The organism is Rhodococcus sp. G6(2025) (genome assembly GCF_058628105.1).
Window position 1 is genome coordinate 3,326,809 of the sequence record NZ_CP179750.1, and the last position, 17,911, is coordinate 3,344,719.

Below are 17,911 nucleotides of genomic sequence, written 5' to 3' on the forward strand. Positions count from 1 at the left end.
TCCCATTTCAGCTGGTAAAGTAGACCGCTGGCGTGCGCTGCGGTTCGCGGTGGCCGCGCCGAGTTTCGATCCTTGCACGCGAACGTCATCACCAGGAGTGAACCAGTGGCATTGACCACCGAAGAAAAGAAGCAGGTTCTGAGCGAGTACGGCCTGCACGAGACCGACACCGGTTCGCCGGAGGCGCAGGTGGCCATGCTCACCAAGCGCATCGTCGATCTCACCGAACACCTCAAGATGCACAAGCACGACCACCACTCCCGCCGCGGCCTCCTGCTGCTGGTCGGACGCCGTCGTCGTCTGCTCAAGTACGTCCAGAAGGTCGACATCGAGCGTTACCGCTCGCTGATCGAGCGTCTCGGCCTGCGTCGCTGAGTTTCGTACACAGCGGTCATTTCGATCGCAAATCACTCCGGTAGCCGGCGGGGCCTTGCTTAGACTGGGCCTCGCTGGCTATCGGCGTTAGCTGCCGAGGGCAGCACTACCGTATGCACCCGAGAATGTGGTGTCGGTCTTCGGTAGTGGTCTTCCGGACACGGTCCGGGGGACTTCGATCGACGGCCGCCTCCGCACAGCGACATCCCGAGAACTCGAGAGGGGGATGTCCCTCAGGTGCGCAGTTCTCGCCAGGAGGGTGAGAACGCCCCCGCGGGTACGGCGAAGACGAGAGGGAAGTGAAAAGAAGAGATGACAGAGAATTCCGCAGTAGAGGTCGATGAGGGCGTGTTCGAATCCACCGCCGTGATCGACAACGGGTCCTTCGGAACCCGCACCATTCGTTTCGAGACCGGTCGCCTCGCGCAGCAGGCCGCCGGCGCCGTCGTCGCCTACCTGGACGACGAGACGATGCTGCTGTCCGCGACGAGCGCCAGCAAGCACCCCAAGGAGCACTTCGACTTCTTCCCCCTGACGGTGGACGTCGAGGAGCGCATGTACGCGGCGGGCCGTATCCCCGGCTCGTTCTTCCGTCGTGAGGGCCGTCCCTCCACGGACGCGATCCTGACCTGCCGCCTGATCGACCGCCCGCTGCGCCCGTCGTTCGTCGACGGTCTGCGCAACGAGATCCAGGTCGTCGTCACGGTGATGAGCCTGAACCCGCAGGACCTGTACGACGTGGTCGCGATCAACGCCGCGTCTGCTTCCACCCAGATCGCCGGACTGCCGTTCTCCGGACCCGTCGGCGGTGTGCGCGTCGCGCTCATCACCTCGGACGAGAACAAGGCCGGCCAGTGGGTCGCATTCCCCACCGTCGAGCAGCTCGAGAACGCCGTCTTCGACATGGTCGTCGCGGGTCGCATCGTCTCCGGCAGCGGTGACGACGCCGACGTCGCGATCATGATGGTCGAGGCCGAAGCCACCGACAACGTGATCTCCCTGATCGACGGTGGCGCACAGGCTCCCACCGAGGCGATCGTGGCCGAGGGCCTCGAGGCCGCCAAGCCGTTCATCGCCCGCCTCTGCACCGCGCAGCAGCAGCTCGCGGCCAAGGCCTCCAAGCCCACCGGTGACTTCCCCGTCTTCCCGGCGTACCAGGACGACGTGTTCGCAGCCGTCGAGGCCGCCGCAGCGGAGAAGCTCAGCGCGGCACTGACCATCGCGGGCAAGCAGGAGCGCGACGACAAGACCGACGAGGTCAAGGTCGAGGTCCTCGAGCAGGTCGCCCCGAACTTCGAGGGTCGCGAGAAGGAACTCGGCGCGGCATTCCGTTCGCTGACGAAGAAGCTGGTCCGTCAGCGCATCCTGCGCGACCAGTTCCGCATCGACGGCCGTGGCATCACGGACATCCGTTCGCTGTCGGCCGAGGTCGCCATCGTTCCGCGTGCCCACGGTTCCGCTCTGTTCGAGCGCGGCGAGACCCAGATCCTGGGTGTCACCACCCTCGACATGGTGAAGATGGCGCAGCAGGTCGATTCGCTCGGACCCGAGACGACCAAGCGGTACATGCACCACTACAACTTCCCGCCGTACTCCACCGGTGAGACGGGACGCGTCGGTTCCCCGAAGCGCCGCGAGATCGGTCACGGCGCGCTGGCGGAGCGGGCACTCATGCCCGTGCTGCCCAGCGTCGAGGAATTCCCGTACGCCATCCGTCAGGTCTCGGAGGCGCTCAGCTCCAACGGCTCCACCTCGATGGGTTCCGTGTGCGCGTCGACGCTCGCGCTGCTCAACGCCGGTGTGCCTCTGAAGGCTCCGGTCGCCGGTATCGCCATGGGCCTCGTCTCCGACCAGGTCGACGGTGAGACCCGCTACGTCGCGCTCACCGACATCCTCGGTGCCGAGGACGCGTTCGGCGACATGGACTTCAAGGTCGCGGGCACGAAGGACTTCGTCACGGCCCTGCAGCTCGACACGAAGCTCGACGGCATCCCGTCCAAGGTCCTCGCCGGCGCGCTGTCGCAGGCCAAGGATGCGCGGGCGACGATCCTCGAGGTCATGGCCGAGGCCATCGACACCCCCGACGAGATGAGCCCGTTCGCCCCGCGCGTCACGGCCATCAAGGTCCCCGTCGACAAGATTGGTGAGGTCATCGGCCCCAAGGGCAAGATGATCAACTCCATCACCGAGCAGACCGGCGCCAACATCTCCATCGAAGATGACGGCACCGTGTTCGTCGGTGCGACGGACGGCCCGTCCGCGCAGGCCGCGATCGACATGATCAACGCCATCGCCAACCCGCAGCTGCCGAAGGTCGGCGAGCGCTTCCTGGGCACGGTCGTCAAGACCACCGCCTTCGGTGCGTTCGTGTCGCTCCTTCCCGGCCGCGACGGATTGGTGCACATCTCGAAGCTGGGCAGCGGCAAGCGCATTGCCAAGGTCGAGGACGTCGTGAGCGTCGGCTCGAAGTTGCGTGTCGAGATTGCCGACATCGACAACCGCGGCAAGATCTCGCTTATCCCCGTCGAAGAAGACGGCGCTGCGGCTCCGGCCGAGCAGAGCGAAGAGGCGGCTGCCGAGAAGTAGCCTTCTCCCGGTCACCACGCCGGCGGCCCCGCACGAATCTCGTGCGGGGCCGTCGGCGTCTTCGTGTCGGGTGCGTCAGGAGGACGGTGCCGCGGTGAACCGTCCGACATACCGCCGCTGCCACGGTGTCTCGACCGCGTGACGGTGGTAGTGCTGCCGGACGTACGCGACGGCGTCCCGCGCCGGGACCCCGTCGAGCACGGCGATGCAGGCGAGGGCTGTGCCCGTCCGGCCGCGACCGCCCCCGCATGCCAACTCCACCCGTTCCGTCGCGGCGCGGCGCCACACCTCACCCAGCGCATCGAGGGTGTCGTCGCGGTCCCGCGGCAACGCGAAGTCGGGCCAGCGGACCCACCGTGAGTCCCACTGCACCGGCGGCGGCGTCCGCCCCAGCAGGTAGACGGCGAAATCGGGGAGGGGACCGTCGGGGAGTGGTCGCCTCAGCCCCCGGCCGCGGACCAGCCGCCCGGACGGCAGGCGGAGGACTCCAGGAGCGTCGGCGTCCCAGGTATCGAACATGGCGCTCACTCTATTGCGCAGCCGCTCGGAAGACGCGATCTTCGAGGACCGGGACGGCGGTGCTCCGGTCCACCTCGGCGGCGATTACGACGTCCTGCGGGTATCCCGAGGCACGCAACTCCCGTCCCGACGCACACGCCGCGAGGGACTGCGGGAGGGTGTCCGCGACACCGCGCCAGGCGGTCATGGCCGCCAGGGCTTCCGGCGACGCGTCAGCGCCCCGACCGATCGCCGTCAGAGCGGACAGCACGGCGCCCGCGCCCCACAGATCCTCGATCGCCGGCCGGAGTTCGCCGCCCGGCCATTTCTCCCCGGCGGCGATCACCGACACCACCGACGTCGACGTGCAGTGCCGGGCGATCCAGTCTGCAACAGCGGTCGCATTCCGTAGGGACGCCCCGACGCACACGCCGGTTCCGGTGCCGAGCTCGAAGCTGATGGTCGATCCGTTCGGCGAGGGAAGCACCAACCTGCGCGGCGCCGCGGTCCGTCGAATCGTATTCGGCGACAAGCTGATCTGCCCGTTCGCCGCCCGGCTGCGTCCGACGGCGAGGACCGCGTCCGAGTCACGGGCGTAGCGTTCGGAAGAATCGTCGTTCCACCGGTAGGGCAGGACGTCGATGCCGGCGTCGACCGCAACGGTGAGTGTGGTGGTGAACGACAGGACGTCCACTACGACCGCGACGTCGGCGTCGGCGCCGACGGCTTTCGCCCCCGGCAGGCCCCAGTCGAAACGGAGGCCGTAATCGTGTTGGAGATGTTCGCGGTTCACGGGGTCTCCCCGCTCTCCGTCGACGTGAGCGTTATGAGGGCAGCGATAACCGTGGTGACCGCGACGCTCGGGGGACCGGGTAGGCGCGCGGCACCGATGTCGCGGAAGGCTCGGGGATCGTCGAGGCGAATCTGCGCGCACCCGGGTGGGGGAGTATCCGTGGCCGGCACGATGCCCACGCCCAAGCCGGATGCGACCAGGCCGTGCACGGTGTGCACGTCCTCTCCTTCGAACGCGATCGTGGGTAGGGCACCGGCTCGGGCGAACAGGTCGTCGAGCGATCCCCGGAGTCCGTAGCCCGGCTTGAGAGTGACGATCGGCTCGGAGGCGAGGTCACGGATCGTCGTCGAGGTCGATGCGGCCCGCGGGTGTTCGGAGGGCACCAGGACGACGAGCGGCTGTTCGAACAGCGGCGTGACCGTCAGGCCCTCGGGCGGTGGGGTGAGACGGGAGACGAGCGCGATATCGGCCTCACGGTTGAGGAGGGTGTCCAGGCACGTGCGGCGCGCGCCCTGACTGAGGACGAACCGGATCGTCGGATCCGTCGCGCGGACGGTGCGAATCAACTCGGGCACGAGGTGCTCGCCGAGCGACATCTGAAAGGCGACGCGAACGGTGGCCCGCGCCTGTCGGTCTTCGGACTGCACGGCGTCGAGGCCGTCCACCACCGCCTCGAGTGCGCGCTGTGCGTAAGGCACCAGTGTCCGGCCGGCATCGGTCAGGCGCACGCCGCGGCCGTCCGGTTCCAGGAGCGAGATGTCGAGTTGCTTTTCGAGTCGGCGGATTATCCGGCTGACCGTGGGCTGGGGCATCCCGAGCATCGCGGCAGCGACAGTCACATGTTCGACTTCGCCGAGGGCGACGAGGACGGGGAGGTGCGGCAACAGCGCCTTGACGGTCTCGCTATTCATGACTCAACTGTATGAGTCGATGGATGGTTCTGCATTGGATTCATCAGTTCTTCGGATCTAACGTCGACTCCATGCCCGCCACACACCTCACGGAGAAGGAGACCCGCGCAGCGACTGCCCTGCAGCCCACGCCGCCGACGGGCAATCCGGACCGCCGACTCTCGGCTGCGCTGTGGTGTGCCGGTGTGGCGACCTTTGCCCTGATGTACGCGCCTCAAGGGCTCCTCACGCAGATCGGGCACGACGCGTCCGTGAGCCCGGCGCAGGCTTCTCTCCTGGTCTCGGCGGCCACGCTCGGGCTGGCGTTGTCGGTTCTGCCGTGGGCCCGGTTCTCGGATCGGGTGGGGCGCCCCACCGCGATGCGGTACGCGGCGGCAACCGCGGGACTGCTCGCCGTGGCCGTCCCCTGGCTCCCGACGTTCGACGCGCTGGTGGCGGGACGATTCGTCCAAGGGGTGGCGCTCGGGGGACTGCCGGCGCTGGCGATGACACTGCTCCACGAGGTCGCCGCGCCGGCGCGGACCGCGGCATTGGCCGGTTCCTACGTGGCAGCAACATCATTGGGTGGTTTGAGCGGTCGACTTCTGGTCGTCCCGGTCGCCGATCACCTCGGGTGGCGTCCGGCCCTGGCGATCCTCGGCGTAGGTCTGGCGATCCTGATGACCATCCTGATCGCGTTGCTTCCCGCCGGACGGGGGCGGCGAGTGGCCGTCCCGTCCACCGGGATCCTTGCCATCCACCTGCGGGATACCCGCCTCCTGGCATTGTTCGGCATCGGTGCGCTACTCGTCGGCGGCATGGTGGCCGTCTTCAACTACCTCCCCTTCCGCCTCGAGGCCGCTCCGTACCACCTCGCGCCCACGGTGGTGTCGCTGATCTTTCTCGCCTATCTGGCGGGCACGGCGGGCTCTCGCGCCGCCGGCTGGGTGGTTGGCCGGTTCGGTCACCGAACCGTGCTCGTGTCGGCCTGTGCCTTCATGGCAGGTGGGACGATGCTCAGCGTCGCCGGATCGCTGGTCCTGATCCTCCTCGGCGTGGCCGCGATCACCGGCGGACTCTTCGTCGGCCATGCCGTCGCATCCGGCATGGTCGGCGCCCACGCGACAACGGGTCGCGCACAGGCGACGGCGCTGTACAACGTCTCCTACTACGCCGGCTCCAGCCTGTTCGGCTGGGTCGGAGGAATCGCCTGGGCGAACGGACACTGGTTTTACGTGGCCGTCCTGGTCCTCGTCCTGACGGTGCTGGCCCTCGTCCTCGCGCTCCTCCCATCGACAACCGCACGTCGCGTCGTCGCCGTCGAGTCCTGCTGAAGCGGGAGTTGGGATCTCTCCGGCAGGCCGGAGCCCCTGTCCGGGTGGGGGCCTGCTGTAATGGGGACAGGACAGAGGGGAGGGTCTGATGAGTGGAATGTTCCTACTCGGTGCGGTGTTGGCCGGCAGTGGAGGTGTTCTGGGGTTGGCAGTCGCACTGTTCGGAGGTGCGGAACCAAGCCGCCTTCGCCTATGTGCGTTGGACGGCCACACCGAAGCCTGTGATGCGCCCCGGGCTTGACCGGAGAGTCGGTCGGGTCGTTCGGCCGTCTGGCGCGAAATGCGTGAAGATCAGCTGCGACGGCGGGCAATGTGCAGGACCGCGCCGAAGTGCCGCCGGATGCGGTGTTCGGGCCGCTCGGCAACTCGACGACGAATCTCGCTGTGCAGCCGTTCCCGTTGCCATTTCGCCATGGCGATGTGTCCGGAGAAGGTGTCGAGAAGGTCGAGATAGCCGTCCACGTCGTAGCTGACTTCCCAGTCGAAGTGACGCACCACGACGCTGTCGAAGAACCCGCTCTCCTCGAATTCGGCCCGATGATCGGCCAGCTCACCCGGGCGCGCCCACGTCGCGGTATCCGGGAGACCTTCGCCGATCTCCTCGTAGACGGGCTGAATGTCACGAAAGATCGGGTCCCCACCTTCCGGGAACACGTGTTGTGCACCCCAAAAAGCCAGATGTCCTTCGGGGCGAATGAGGCTGGCCGCCTTGATGTATCGCGTCGAGGGATCGATCCAGTGCCAGGAGGTTGCCGCGAATACTAAGTCGTAGGTCACGCCTGGCGCAGGCCTCCATTGCTCGAAATCGGCGCAGACCACCTCGGCGTTGGGGAACGCCGCTACATTCTCACGTGCGATCGCTGCCAGGTCATGCCCGAGTTCGACCGACGTGATGGTGAAGCCCCTCCGCGCGAGCTCGACGGTGGCCTTGCCCGTACCTCCTCCGATCTCCAATAGCGAGTCACCTGGGCGCAGTCCGGACGTGAGGACGAGTTCGTCGTAGAGCGCTGACGGATAGCTGGGCCGAGCGGCGTGGTACTTCTCGGCGGCCAACTCGAAGGTGTTCCGAAGCGTACGGCGATCCGTTGTCATGATTCGATCATCTCTGCTCCTCGGCGGATCGATCCAGCCCCGGATTCGCCGGCGCTTCGCGGTCTTGTCGTGTCTACACCGCTACCAGCGCTTTGACGCGCTAACCATCAGTGATAGCGACCAGGTATAGCGGGAGAATCAAACAGACCGGTCTCCATCGTGGCCCGACCGAGCAAGGAGCGTGACGAGGCCAACTCGGGGTGGGCACCCGGTGGCGCGGGGTAACCCGCATTCTGGGTAGGCGGCTCGACCGGTGACCGAATTCGTCGAGTACGAGCCGTTGAAGGTGGCCACGTCCACGTCGGTGGAGAGCAAGGTCGGCTTCACCGCGACGACGAGGCTCGAGGAAGTCGACGGCGGCACCCTGTTCACCTATCGGACCGACAGCGAAAGTGGCCTCGGAGGAATCTTCGGCAAGCTGGCCGACCCGATAGTCGCGAAGGCGTACTCACGCACGGTGCGGGCAAGTTTGGATAACCTCGCAGACGTGCTCACCATCGACAGCTGACCATGTGGGTCGGCTCTCATTCGGTCGTTCCCCGAGCTGCGATGAGATTCCGTGTCTCGACGAGTCTTACCGTGCATACGATGTGGCCGACCGAAGGAGCGAGCTGTGGAATATGTCTGGTCGATGGTGCACGCGGAGCGTGCGGCGCTGATCGACGACCTCGGGAGTCTCGACGCGGCACGGTGGGACGAGCCGTCGCTCTGCGGCGACTGGACGGTGCACGACGTGGTCGCCCACCTGGTCGACACGGCTCGGACGACGCGCCTCGGTTTCATGCTCGGCCTCGCCCGGGCGCGATTCGACTTCGACCGCCAGAACGCACGCGGCGTGGAACGCGAGCGTGGCGCCTCACCGCAGGAGACATTGGAGCGGCTTCGTCGGGCAGCGTCGCGCACGTCGACGCCTCCGTCACCCCTCGACAGCAGGCTCGTCGAGGAGATCGTCCACGGTGAGGACATCCGTCGGCCCTTGGGACTCACCCGCTCCTACCCGGCGGAGGCCGTCGACAGATCGCTCCGCCTGCAGACGCGCACCCCGGCGTCCTTCGGCGGCGCCAAAGAGCTTGTGTCCCGTGTCCGGCTGACGGCAGCGGACGCCGACGTGTCGATCGGCGACGGCCCCGAGGTGAGCGGCACCGCCCTTTCGCTTCTCCTGGCCGTCTCCGGTCGGAGGGTGGCGCTCGACGACCTCGACGGACCGGGCGTGGAGGTCCTCGCGGCGGCGATCTGACGATCTACCGTCCGGAAACTGGGCGACGGTCCCAGGAGCGTCGTCACTCGCAGGCCACTTCGGTTCCCCTCATGGTCGGGGCGCCTGCATCTTCGATCCCGCGTAACTTGCGGGCGTGATCTGGGCTCCGTATCCCGGGACCTGATCGTGGACCCCGGTGACGTCGCAGCAGGCCGGTCCGCGATTGTCGAGCAGGCGCGGCTCGTCCTGGTTGGGCAGGTAGCGACCTTTCGGGTTGATGAACTGCACGCCGAGTGTGTTCGCCAGCGTGTCCCGCCGGCCTGGATCGGCGGAGCCGTGTCGCCCTCGGGAACGATGAGCGACACAGCGTTAAATAGCGCTCGGGCAGCAACCGCGCCGTCGCGGTGGACGGAATCAGCTGCGCCTTGTCCGGCTGGATCGCGAGATGGCGATTTCATGCGTTCGTTGCACCATCGAGTAGTTCGTTTGACACAGGGAGGCGCCGCTAACTGACAGCGTCGACGAGGTAGGTGTTGAGAACTCGTGCAATGTCCGCCAACGCTCGCGGCGTGGTCATACGAATATGCGTGGCATCGATGGGATAGTAGTCGATTGAACCAGTTATGTATGGTTGCCAGCAACTTTCGGCAACCTCTCGGGTCATCTCGCCAGCTGCGGCGGCGAAGAAGACCATGTCTCCGTCGAACACGGCGGGGTGGTAGTCGGCGACCAACCGTGGCGCGTCATTGAAGGATTCGACGATCCGCTTCACGTGTGATGGCTGGAGAAACTCGAATGCTCCGGTTCGCAGATGAATCAGTTCGGTCGCTTGTTCAGCCGACATGGTTTTCCCCGCGGCATCGAAGTCTTCGGCACCGAATCCAAACAGATCGGCTAGCTCGACCAGGATGTCTTCAACAGTGAATTCCTGGTTTGCAGTCGATTCCGCTTCGCGGAACCGGCTGTCCAGCATCGCCAGCATCGAGACCTTCTTCCCGAGAAGGCGAAATCGTGTGGCTACGGCGTGGGCAATAACTCCGCCCAAGGACCAGCCGAGCAGGTGATACGGCCCGTCTGGTTGCACGGCCTGGATCTCCCGGACGTAGTGCTCCGCCAACTGTTCGATGGAACGGGGATGCGGGTCGTCTTCGACGAGTTCGGGGGATTGCAGCCCGTAGATTCGCTGTCTCGGTTCGGTGTATCGAGCCAAACCTGCGTAGCACCAGGCCAATCCGCTAGCCGGGTGTATGCAAAAGATCGGGTCGGAATCTCCAGCCGATGTGATCGGAAACAGGACGTCGAATGCCGAAGGTCCGGTCGGCGCAATAGGTGTCGACCCGTCGGAGACCGCCTCGACTCTACTGGCGATCGCTTCCACCGTGGCGCCAGTGAAGAGCCATGCCACTGGCATCTCGACGTCGAGAGCCTCTCGCAGCCGCGCACTGACCTGGATGGCGAGCAGCGAGTTGCCGCCCAGGGTGAAGAAGTCGTCGTCGAGTCCGATTCGGTCGTGGCCGAGGACGTCGGTGAAGACGTCGGCGATGGTGTGTTCGGTGGGGGTGACCGGTGGTCGGAACTGCCGCTTCGACGGTGTTGGTGCGGGGAGTGCTCGTCGGTCGATCTTGCCGTTGGTGGTCAGGGGTAGTGCGTCGAGGATGGTGATGGGGGTGGGCACCATGTAGTCGGGGAGGTGGTCGGCGGCGAAGGTGTGGATCGTGGTGGGGTCGAGGGGGGTGTGGTTGCGGGGGACGACGTAGCCGACGAGTTGGTCGCCGGTGTGGTGGTCGTGGTGGACTGTCACTGCGGCGTGGGTGATGTCGGGGTGGGTGGTGAGGGTGGCTTCGATTTCGCCGAGTTCGATGCGGTGGCCGCGGATTTTGACTTGGAGGTCGCGGCGGCCGAGGTATTCGAGGTTGCCGTCGGGGTGCCAGCGGACGAGGTCGCCGGTGCGGTACATGCGTTGGCCGGGTGGGCCGTAGGGGTTGGCGACGAACCGTTCGGCGGTCAGTGCGGGTCGGTTGTGGTATCCGCGGGCCAGCTGGATCCCGGCCACATACAACTCGCCCACCACCGCCACCGGTACCGGATGCAAGCGGTGGTCCAGCACGTAGGCGTGGCAGTTGATCTGGGGTGTGCCGATGGGCACCACCGACTCTTCGTGTTGGGTGCAGCGGTGGCAGATGACGCTGACGGTGGTTTCGGTGGGCCCGTACTGGTTCCATACCGTCGCCGGACCGAACTCCGCCAACCGCGCGACCGTCTGCCCGGACAGCGTTTCACCGCCGAGGTAGACCACCCGCACGCCGCGGAGGACGTCGGGTGATCGGCCGGCCATCAGGGCGGTCAGTACCGTCGGCACCGACGCCACGTGAGTGACCTTCTGTGCCCGGATGAGTTCGGCGAGGTAGTCGGGGTCGCGTTGGCCGTCGGGCCCTGCCAAGACCACGCAGCCCCCGACCTGCAGCGGTGCGAAGAGATCGGGGGTCGACGCGTCGAAGGTCACCGCGTTGCTCTGCAGAAGTCGGTCACCGGCACGGTAATCGAACGCCTCGACCACCCACTGAGCCTCGTTGACGATCGCGCTGTGCGCCACGGTCACCCCCTTCGGGCGGCCGGTCGATCCCGAGGTGAACATCACGTAGGCCGTGTTCTGCGGGCGTAGCGGTGCGCGGCGGTCCGCGTCGGTCACCGGCATCGCGGACAGCGGTGACAGATCGATGGTGTCGAGGTGGAGGACCGGTACCGGGTCGGGCGGATCGTCTTGGTCGTCGTGGGTGGTGGTCAGCATGCAGGTGGGTTGCGCCACTGCGAGTATGAAGTGTGTGCGCTCGGCTGGGTGGTGGGGGTCGATGGGCAGATAAGCTGCACCGGCGGTGAGGGTGGCGTAGACGCCGACGACGAAGTCGAGGGAGCGGCGCATCCGTAGTGCCACGATGGTTTCCGGGCCCACGCCCTGGGTGATCAGGTGTCGGGCGAGGCGGTTGACGCGTGCATCGAACTCGGCGTAGGACAGTGTTCGGTTTCCGTCCACCACCGCGGGCGCGTCGGGTGTGCGCGTGACCTGCGCACCGAACATCGACACCAGTGTGTCGGTGGTTGTCGCATGATCGGTGTGGTTCCAGTCCTCGAGGATCAGCTGTTTTTCGTCGGGGTCGAGGATGTCGAGGTCGCCGACCGGGCTGTCGGGATCGGCGATGATGGCTTCGAGGACATGCAGGTATCGGTTGAGCAGGGCTTGGACGTATGGTTCGTCGAACAGGTCGTGGAGGTAGGTCAGGGTTAGTCGGATGTGGGTGTCGTCGGTGATTTTCAGGGCGAGGGGGTAGTGGGTGTTGTCGTTGGCCCTGACGCCGGCGAGGGTTATGCCGTCGAGTGCGTCGGCCTGTTCGGTAAGTGTGGTCTGCTCGACGGGGTACGACTCGAACACCGTCAGCGTGTCGAAGAGGGCGTCGGTTGTTCCGGCGGCGTGCTGAATGTCGGTGAGTCCGAGGTAGAGGTGGTCGAGCAGGTCGGCCTGTTCACGGTGCATCCGCGTCAGTAGTTGGGTGATCGACTGGTCCGGGTCTGCGCGCACCCTGATCGGTACCGTGTTGATGAACAGTCCGATCATCGATTCCACGCCTGCGAGCTGGGGTGGCCGTCCTGACACGGTGCTGCCGAAGACTGTGTCGTCGCGGCCGGTCATCCGCATCAGCAGAATTCCCCAGGCCGCCTGCATGACCGTGTTGACGGTGACATCGAGTCGGGCGGCCAACTCGGACAGGGCACGTGTTTTGTGTTCGCCGAGATCGGTGGTTACTTCACCCGCCCGCGAGGAGATCTCTCGGCCCGGGTCGGCGGGGGCGAGCAGGGTCGGGCCCTCGACACCCTCGAGTGCCGCCGCCCAGACCTGCCGCGACGTCGCCTGGTCCTGTTCGGCGCGCCATTCGAGATAATTGCGATACGGACGGGCGGGAGGCAACGCCGATGCCTGGTCGCCGGCGGCATAGAGTGCGAGCATGTCCGTCATCAGCAGTGGCATCGACCAGCCGTCGAGCAGGATGTGGTGGTTGGCGACGACCAGCTCGTACCGGTCCTCGGCGACGGTGACCAGTGTGAACCGGATCAACGGTGGTGCGGTCATGTCGAAGTGCGTGGCCTGATCGTCGGCCAGCAGTCGCGTCAACGCGTCCGGGCGAGTGGTGTCGTCGATTTCGCGGAGATCGACCTCGGACCATGGCACCGGCACCTTGTCGAGGACCAGCTGCACGGGTATGCCGTCGGCTCCCTCGACGAACGCCACCCGCAGGTTCGGGTGCCGATTCAGTACCGCCTGTGACGCCGTGTGCAGCCGGGTGGCGTCCACCCGGCCGGTGAGGGTGAACACGACCTGCATCGAGTACACGTCGACCGACGACGCGGCCAACAGCGCGTGGAACAGCAGACCCGACTGCAGCGGCGTCAGGGGCCACACGTCCGTGACCGCCGGATACGCCGCTTCCCAGCGGTCGATGTCCGGTTGGCGTGCGGTGATCAACGGTAGATCCGACGGTGTCAGCCCGCCGGCGTCGGGGGTCTGCGCATGGGTGGCGAGCGCGGCGAGCGCAGCACACCATTCCTCCGCCAAGTCCTGCACATCGGTCCGCCCGATTGCACCGGTCGGGAACGTGAACGTGGCGCCCAGCACCGGACCCTCGCTGCCGTCGGTGACGATCGCATTGATGTCGACGACGCCGTTCGCCGGCATGTCGGCATCTCCCGGAGCGGCGATGTCGCCGAGATGGCCGCACGGTGCCCACTCCGCCCGCGGCATCTCGTTCGGCACACCACCGCCGGACACCCGGCCGAGGTAGTTGAAGCTGATCTGGCCGACCGGCAGTGACCGCAACTGCTCGGCTGTGTCCCGATTCAGGTAGCGCAGCAGCCCGTAGCCGATTCCCCTGTCCGGTAGCGACCTCAGCTGCTCCTTGATCGACTTGACCACCACACCGGCGCCGGCGCCACCGGCGAAGGCGTCGTCGAGGTCGGCGGCCCCGATATCCAGACGCACCGGAAACACGGTGGTGAACCATCCCACCGTTCGAGACAGATCCGCTCCCGCGGCAATCTGCTCCTGACGGCCGTGTCCCTCGAGGTGGATCAGCGTCGAGGATTCGAAGACCTGTCGCGTGCGCCGCCACCGGCAGACGGCCAATGCCAATGCCGCCAGCAGTCCGTCCTCGACGCCGCCGTGGAACAGTGTCGGCAAGGTCGTCAGGAGTGATGCCGTCACCGGTGCCGGTACTCTCACCTCGACCCGGTCGAGGGTGGATCCCACATCGACAGCCGCGTTGAACGGGCGGAGGCCCACTACCGGGTCGGGGGCTTGCAGCAGTGCCTGCCACATCGGTAACTCCGCCAGCCGCGCCGGGGCCGATGCCTCCTCGACCAACGCGTGCGCCCACCGACGCATCGACGTTCCGACGGGATCCAACACCGGAGTGTGCCCAGCGGACACCTGCGCCCACGCGGAGGCCAAGTCCGGCAGGAGTATCCGCCACGACACCCCGTCGATCACCAGGTGGTGCGCGACGATCAGCAGCCGGCCCGGCCGCTGCGCGGTGCTGCATCCGGACCGGAAATCGAGCCACACGAACTGCACCATCACGCCCGTCGTCGGCGCCAACCGCCCCAACGCCGCATCCAATTGCGCCGCCGCCAACGCCGCCGCGGCTTGCTCGTCGAGATCGGCGGTGACCTCCACCCAATGAACAAGGCCGTCCACATCGACGGCATCCGACCCACCGACTTCCAGACCCCACCCGCGTTCGTCGCCGACAAGTCGAGAGCGGAAAATGTCGTGGTGCTCGAGCACGGCCTCGACCGTCGCCACCAACCCACCGCGCTCAATTCCGGGCGGCAACTCCACCCACATGTGTTGCGAGAATCGACCGAAGCCACCACCCCGCTCGATCAGCGCCGCCGCGACCGGGGTCAGCGGCATCCACCCGATGCCGCCGCCCGGCAACTCCTCGAGGGCCACCGGCAGTCCGGAGTCCTCGGGACACTGCGCGACTGCAGCCAAGCCGCCAACGGTCCTGCGCTCGAATACATCGCGTGAGGAGAACACCACGCCCCGGGCTTTCGCGCGCGAGACCAACTGAATCGCGACGATGCTGTCGCCACCGAGAGCGAAGAACGACTCGTCAACCCCGACGCGGTCGACGCCGAGGACGTCGGCGAAGACGTCGGCGATGGTCTGTTCGGTGGGGGTGACCGGTGGTCGGAACTGCCGGTTCGACGGTGTTGGTGCGGGGAGTGCTCGCCGGTCGATCTTGCCGTTGGTGGTCAGGGGTAGTGCGTCGAGGATGGTGATGGGGGTGGGCACCATGTAGTCGGGGAGGTGGTCGGCGGCGAAGGTGTGGATCGTGGTGGGGTCGAGGGGGGTGTGGTTGCGGGGGACGACGTAGCCGACGAGTTGGTCGCCGGTGTGGTGGTCGTGGTGGACTGTCACTGCGGCGTGGGTGATGTCGGGGTGGGTGGTGAGGGTGGCTTCGATTTCGCCGAGTTCGATGCGGTGGCCGCGGATTTTGACTTGGAGGTCGCGGCGGCCGAGGTATTCGAGGTTGCCGTCGGGGTGCCAGCGGACGAGGTCGCCGGTGCGGTACATGCGTTGGCCGGGTGGGCCGTAGGGGTTGGCGACGAACCGTTCGGCGGTCAGTGCGGGCCGGTTGTGGTATCCGCGGGCCAGCTGGATTCCGGCGAGGTGCAGTTCTGCGGTCACGCCGGTGGGGACGGGGCGGAGTCGGTCGTCGAGGACGTAGGCGTGGGTGCCGCGGATCGGGCCGCCGATGGTGATCGGGCCGCCGGGTGGCAGTGGTCCGCTGCAGTTGCTCATCACGGTTGTTTCGGTGGGGCCGTAGCCGTTGAAGAAGCGGCGGGGTGTGTGGGTGGGGGAGGTGTCGGTGGGTGTGGCCCAGCGGGTGGGCAGGTCGGGGGTGCAGGCCTCGCCGGCGGAGAGGACGGTGTGCAGGGTGTGGAGGTGGGTGGGGTCGATGGTGGCCAGTGCGGCCGGTGTGATCACGGCGTGGGTGACGTGGGTGGTGTGGAGGAGGTGGGTGAGTTCGTCGCCGCCGAAGACGGTGGGTGGGGCGATGACCATGGTGGCGCCGGTTCCGGTGGCGAGGAGTAGTTCGAAGACCGAGGCGTCGAAGCTCGGGGATGCCACGGCCAGGGTGCGGGAGTCGGGGGTGATGGTGAATCGTTCGCGTTGTTCGGCGGCGAGGTTGGCCAGCCCTTGGTGGGTGACGACGACGCCTTTGGGGGTGCCGGTGGAGCCGGAGGTGTAGAGCAGGTAGGCGGTGTTGGTGGTGTGTAGGGGTCGGAGTCGGTCGGTGTCGGTGATCGGACCTGAATCCATGGTGTTGCAGCGGGTTTCGAGGTCGGGGGTGTCGATGAGGAGCCAGGGCAGTGGTTTGGGCAGGGTGGTGGCGTGCTCGGTGGTGGTTACTCCGAGTGCGGCTCGGGAGTCCGAGAGCATGTGGGTGATGCGGTCTTTCGGGTAGTTCGGGTCGATCGGGAGGAACGCGGCGCCGGTTTTGGTGGTCGCCCAGATTGCGAGGGTCGCTTCGAGGGAGCGGGGGAGTGCGATGGCGACGGTGTCTTCGGTGCCGATGCCTTCGGCGATCAGGATCCGTGCCAGTTGGGAGGATGCGGTGTCGAGTTGTTCGTAGGACAGGTGGTGGTCTTCGTATGTCACCGCTGGTGCGGTGCGGTTGTGTGCTGCGGCGGTGGTGAGCAGTTGTGGCAGTGTCGTTGCGGGGTGTTCGGGGCCGCCGGTGCGGTCGAGCAGGTTCCGTTTTTCGTCGGCGTCGAGGAGGTCGAGGTCACCGACCCGACTCCCCGCATCGGCAGAAAGGAAGCGGTCGAGAAAGGACAACAAGCGGTCGTGATGACATTTGAGAATGTCGTCGTCGTACAGGCTCGGGTTGGCTTGGAAGTCGATGTGCGTCGTGGTGCCGCCCACGCTCGGGTAGATGTTGACGAAAAGATCGTCGACGAGCCCGGAGGTCAACACGTGCAGTCGGCCGAGGTGCGGGCCCAGCCGGATCTCTCGGTCGGCCGGCATGATGTTGAGAGTCGGACCAAACGAGCGATTGCGGCTGATGTCCCTGCCGAGATCACGGCAGATGTCCTCACGGCGGTACCGCTGCCGCCGCAGCGCCCCGGTCAACTCGAGCTGGGCGGAGTGGATCAGCGCCTCGATCGTCACGTCCGCGCCCACCTCGAGTTGTAGCGGCACGACATTGGCCAACATCCCACCTGAGCGTCGCAGCGGTGCGGTCGTTCGGGCCGAAACCGGCAGACTGAGAACGATGTCCGATCTGCCTGTCATCCGGCACAGGAAGCCGGCAAGAGCAGCGACCAAGACCGTTGCCGCACTCGAGTTGTGCTTCGTTGCGACCGAATCGAGCATTGAGGCTACGTCGTGTGACAAGGCCGCGCTGGCCACTCGCGGATGCGCCTCGACGGGCGCCGACCGCCCCGCCAGGCTCGCAGGTTCCGGCAGTCCCGAGGTCCGTTCCGCCCAGTACCGCCGATCCGCCTCGAAGCGATCCGAGTTCCGGTAGGCAGCATCGATTTCGACGATCTGTGCGAGGTCCAGCACGCGGAGCGGCGGGGCCTCGCCACCGGCAACTGCGGCCGTATACAACTCGGCAATACGCTGCATCAGCGTCATGGCGCCGTAACCGTCGAGGGCGATGTGGTGAACGCGTGAGTACCAGTAGTAGTGCCGGTCGCCGACTCGGAGGATCGCCGAGACTGCGAGCGCATCGTGGAGGAGGTCTATCGGGGTGCTGAACTCGCTGCGCATCCACTGCTGCGCGGCGACGCTCGGGTCGTCCTCCGCGCGAAAGTCGATTCGCCGGATTCCGCTGTCGGAAGAATCGTCGACCAGTTGATACAGCTCACCGTCGTGATCGACCAGGCGTAAGAACCCGGAACCGAACTCCCTGGCCGCCACGCGACTGGTCGCCTCGAGCAAATCGATATCCAACTCGCCGAAGACCTCGACGTATTGCGCGATCGTGATCGGGAGCTCGCCGGCCAGTTGCTGGGCGAACCAGATTCCCTTTTGTGCGGCCGATAAACGGCATGCCTCGGACGGAAGGGCTCCCGAGCGCAT

The 17,911-nt window shown here is 66.5% G+C and carries 10 protein-coding genes and 1 pseudogene; 5 read left to right on the forward strand and 6 right to left on the reverse strand.

Annotated features, from left to right (window positions below):
* Positions 1-105: 105 nt before the first annotated feature.
* Positions 106-375 carry a 30S ribosomal protein S15 gene (gene rpsO / locus ACLIVD_RS15210; RefSeq protein ID WP_005240682.1) on the forward strand — a complete coding sequence of 90 codons (270 nt, stop codon included), beginning with the start codon at positions 106-108 and terminating at the stop codon, positions 373-375.
* 312 nt (positions 376-687) lie between these two features.
* Positions 688-2,961 (forward strand): polyribonucleotide nucleotidyltransferase, encoded by a 2,274-nt coding sequence (locus tag ACLIVD_RS15215; RefSeq protein WP_005240683.1) that lies wholly within the window; start codon positions 688-690, stop codon positions 2,959-2,961.
* 75 nt (positions 2,962-3,036) lie between these two features.
* On the opposite strand, the gene ACLIVD_RS15220 is transcribed toward ACLIVD_RS15215, so the two are convergent.
* From ACLIVD_RS15220 to ACLIVD_RS15230, 3 genes are read right to left on the reverse strand one after another with little or no spacing between them, the layout of a single operon-like run.
* Entirely contained in the window at positions 3,037-3,480 is a 444-nt protein-coding gene (locus tag ACLIVD_RS15220; RefSeq protein ID WP_280784650.1) for a protein phosphatase, read from the reverse strand.
* Positions 3,481-3,490: 10 nt separating this feature from the next.
* On the reverse strand, positions 3,491-4,252 hold the full coding sequence (locus ACLIVD_RS15225) for a 2-phosphosulfolactate phosphatase (protein WP_283334744.1): 762 nt from the start codon (positions 4,250-4,252) through the stop codon (positions 3,491-3,493).
* Complete coding sequence (locus tag ACLIVD_RS15230; RefSeq protein WP_491932645.1) at positions 4,249-5,163, reverse strand: LysR family transcriptional regulator; 915 nt, start codon at positions 5,161-5,163, stop codon at positions 4,249-4,251. Before ACLIVD_RS15230 ends, ACLIVD_RS15225 begins: the two co-directional genes overlap by 4 nt.
* 11 nt (positions 5,164-5,174) lie before the next feature.
* Between ACLIVD_RS15230 and ACLIVD_RS15235 the strand changes: the two genes are divergently transcribed.
* Entirely contained in the window at positions 5,175-6,476 is a 1,302-nt protein-coding gene (locus ACLIVD_RS15235; protein ID WP_491932647.1) for an MFS transporter, read from the forward strand.
* A gap of 291 nt (positions 6,477-6,767) precedes the next feature.
* Here ACLIVD_RS15235 and ACLIVD_RS15240 read toward each other — a convergent pair whose 3' ends face one another.
* Positions 6,768-7,529: a class I SAM-dependent methyltransferase gene (locus ACLIVD_RS15240; RefSeq protein WP_491932648.1), complete on the reverse strand. Its 762-nt coding sequence runs from the start codon at positions 7,527-7,529 to the stop codon at positions 6,768-6,770.
* Positions 7,530-7,756: 227 nt separating this feature from the next.
* Between ACLIVD_RS15240 and ACLIVD_RS15245 the strand changes: the two are divergent.
* Both ACLIVD_RS15245 and ACLIVD_RS15250 read left to right on the forward strand, forming a co-directional pair.
* Positions 7,757-8,076, forward strand: a pseudogene (locus tag ACLIVD_RS15245) (SRPBCC family protein); the annotation flags it as partial.
* A gap of 105 nt (positions 8,077-8,181) precedes the next feature.
* Positions 8,182-8,805: a maleylpyruvate isomerase family mycothiol-dependent enzyme gene (locus ACLIVD_RS15250; protein WP_491932649.1), complete on the forward strand. Its 624-nt coding sequence runs from the start codon at positions 8,182-8,184 to the stop codon at positions 8,803-8,805.
* A 69-nt stretch (positions 8,806-8,874) separates the two neighbouring features.
* Here the strand turns inward: ACLIVD_RS15250 and ACLIVD_RS15255 are convergent, their stop codons facing one another.
* Positions 8,875-9,054, reverse strand: a complete 180-nt coding sequence (locus ACLIVD_RS15255; protein WP_491932982.1) for a hypothetical protein — start codon at positions 9,052-9,054, stop codon at positions 8,875-8,877.
* A gap of 217 nt (positions 9,055-9,271) precedes the next feature.
* A complete protein-coding gene (locus ACLIVD_RS15260) occupies positions 9,272-17,911 on the reverse strand; it encodes an amino acid adenylation domain-containing protein (RefSeq protein WP_491932650.1) in 8,640 nt (2,879 codons plus the stop codon).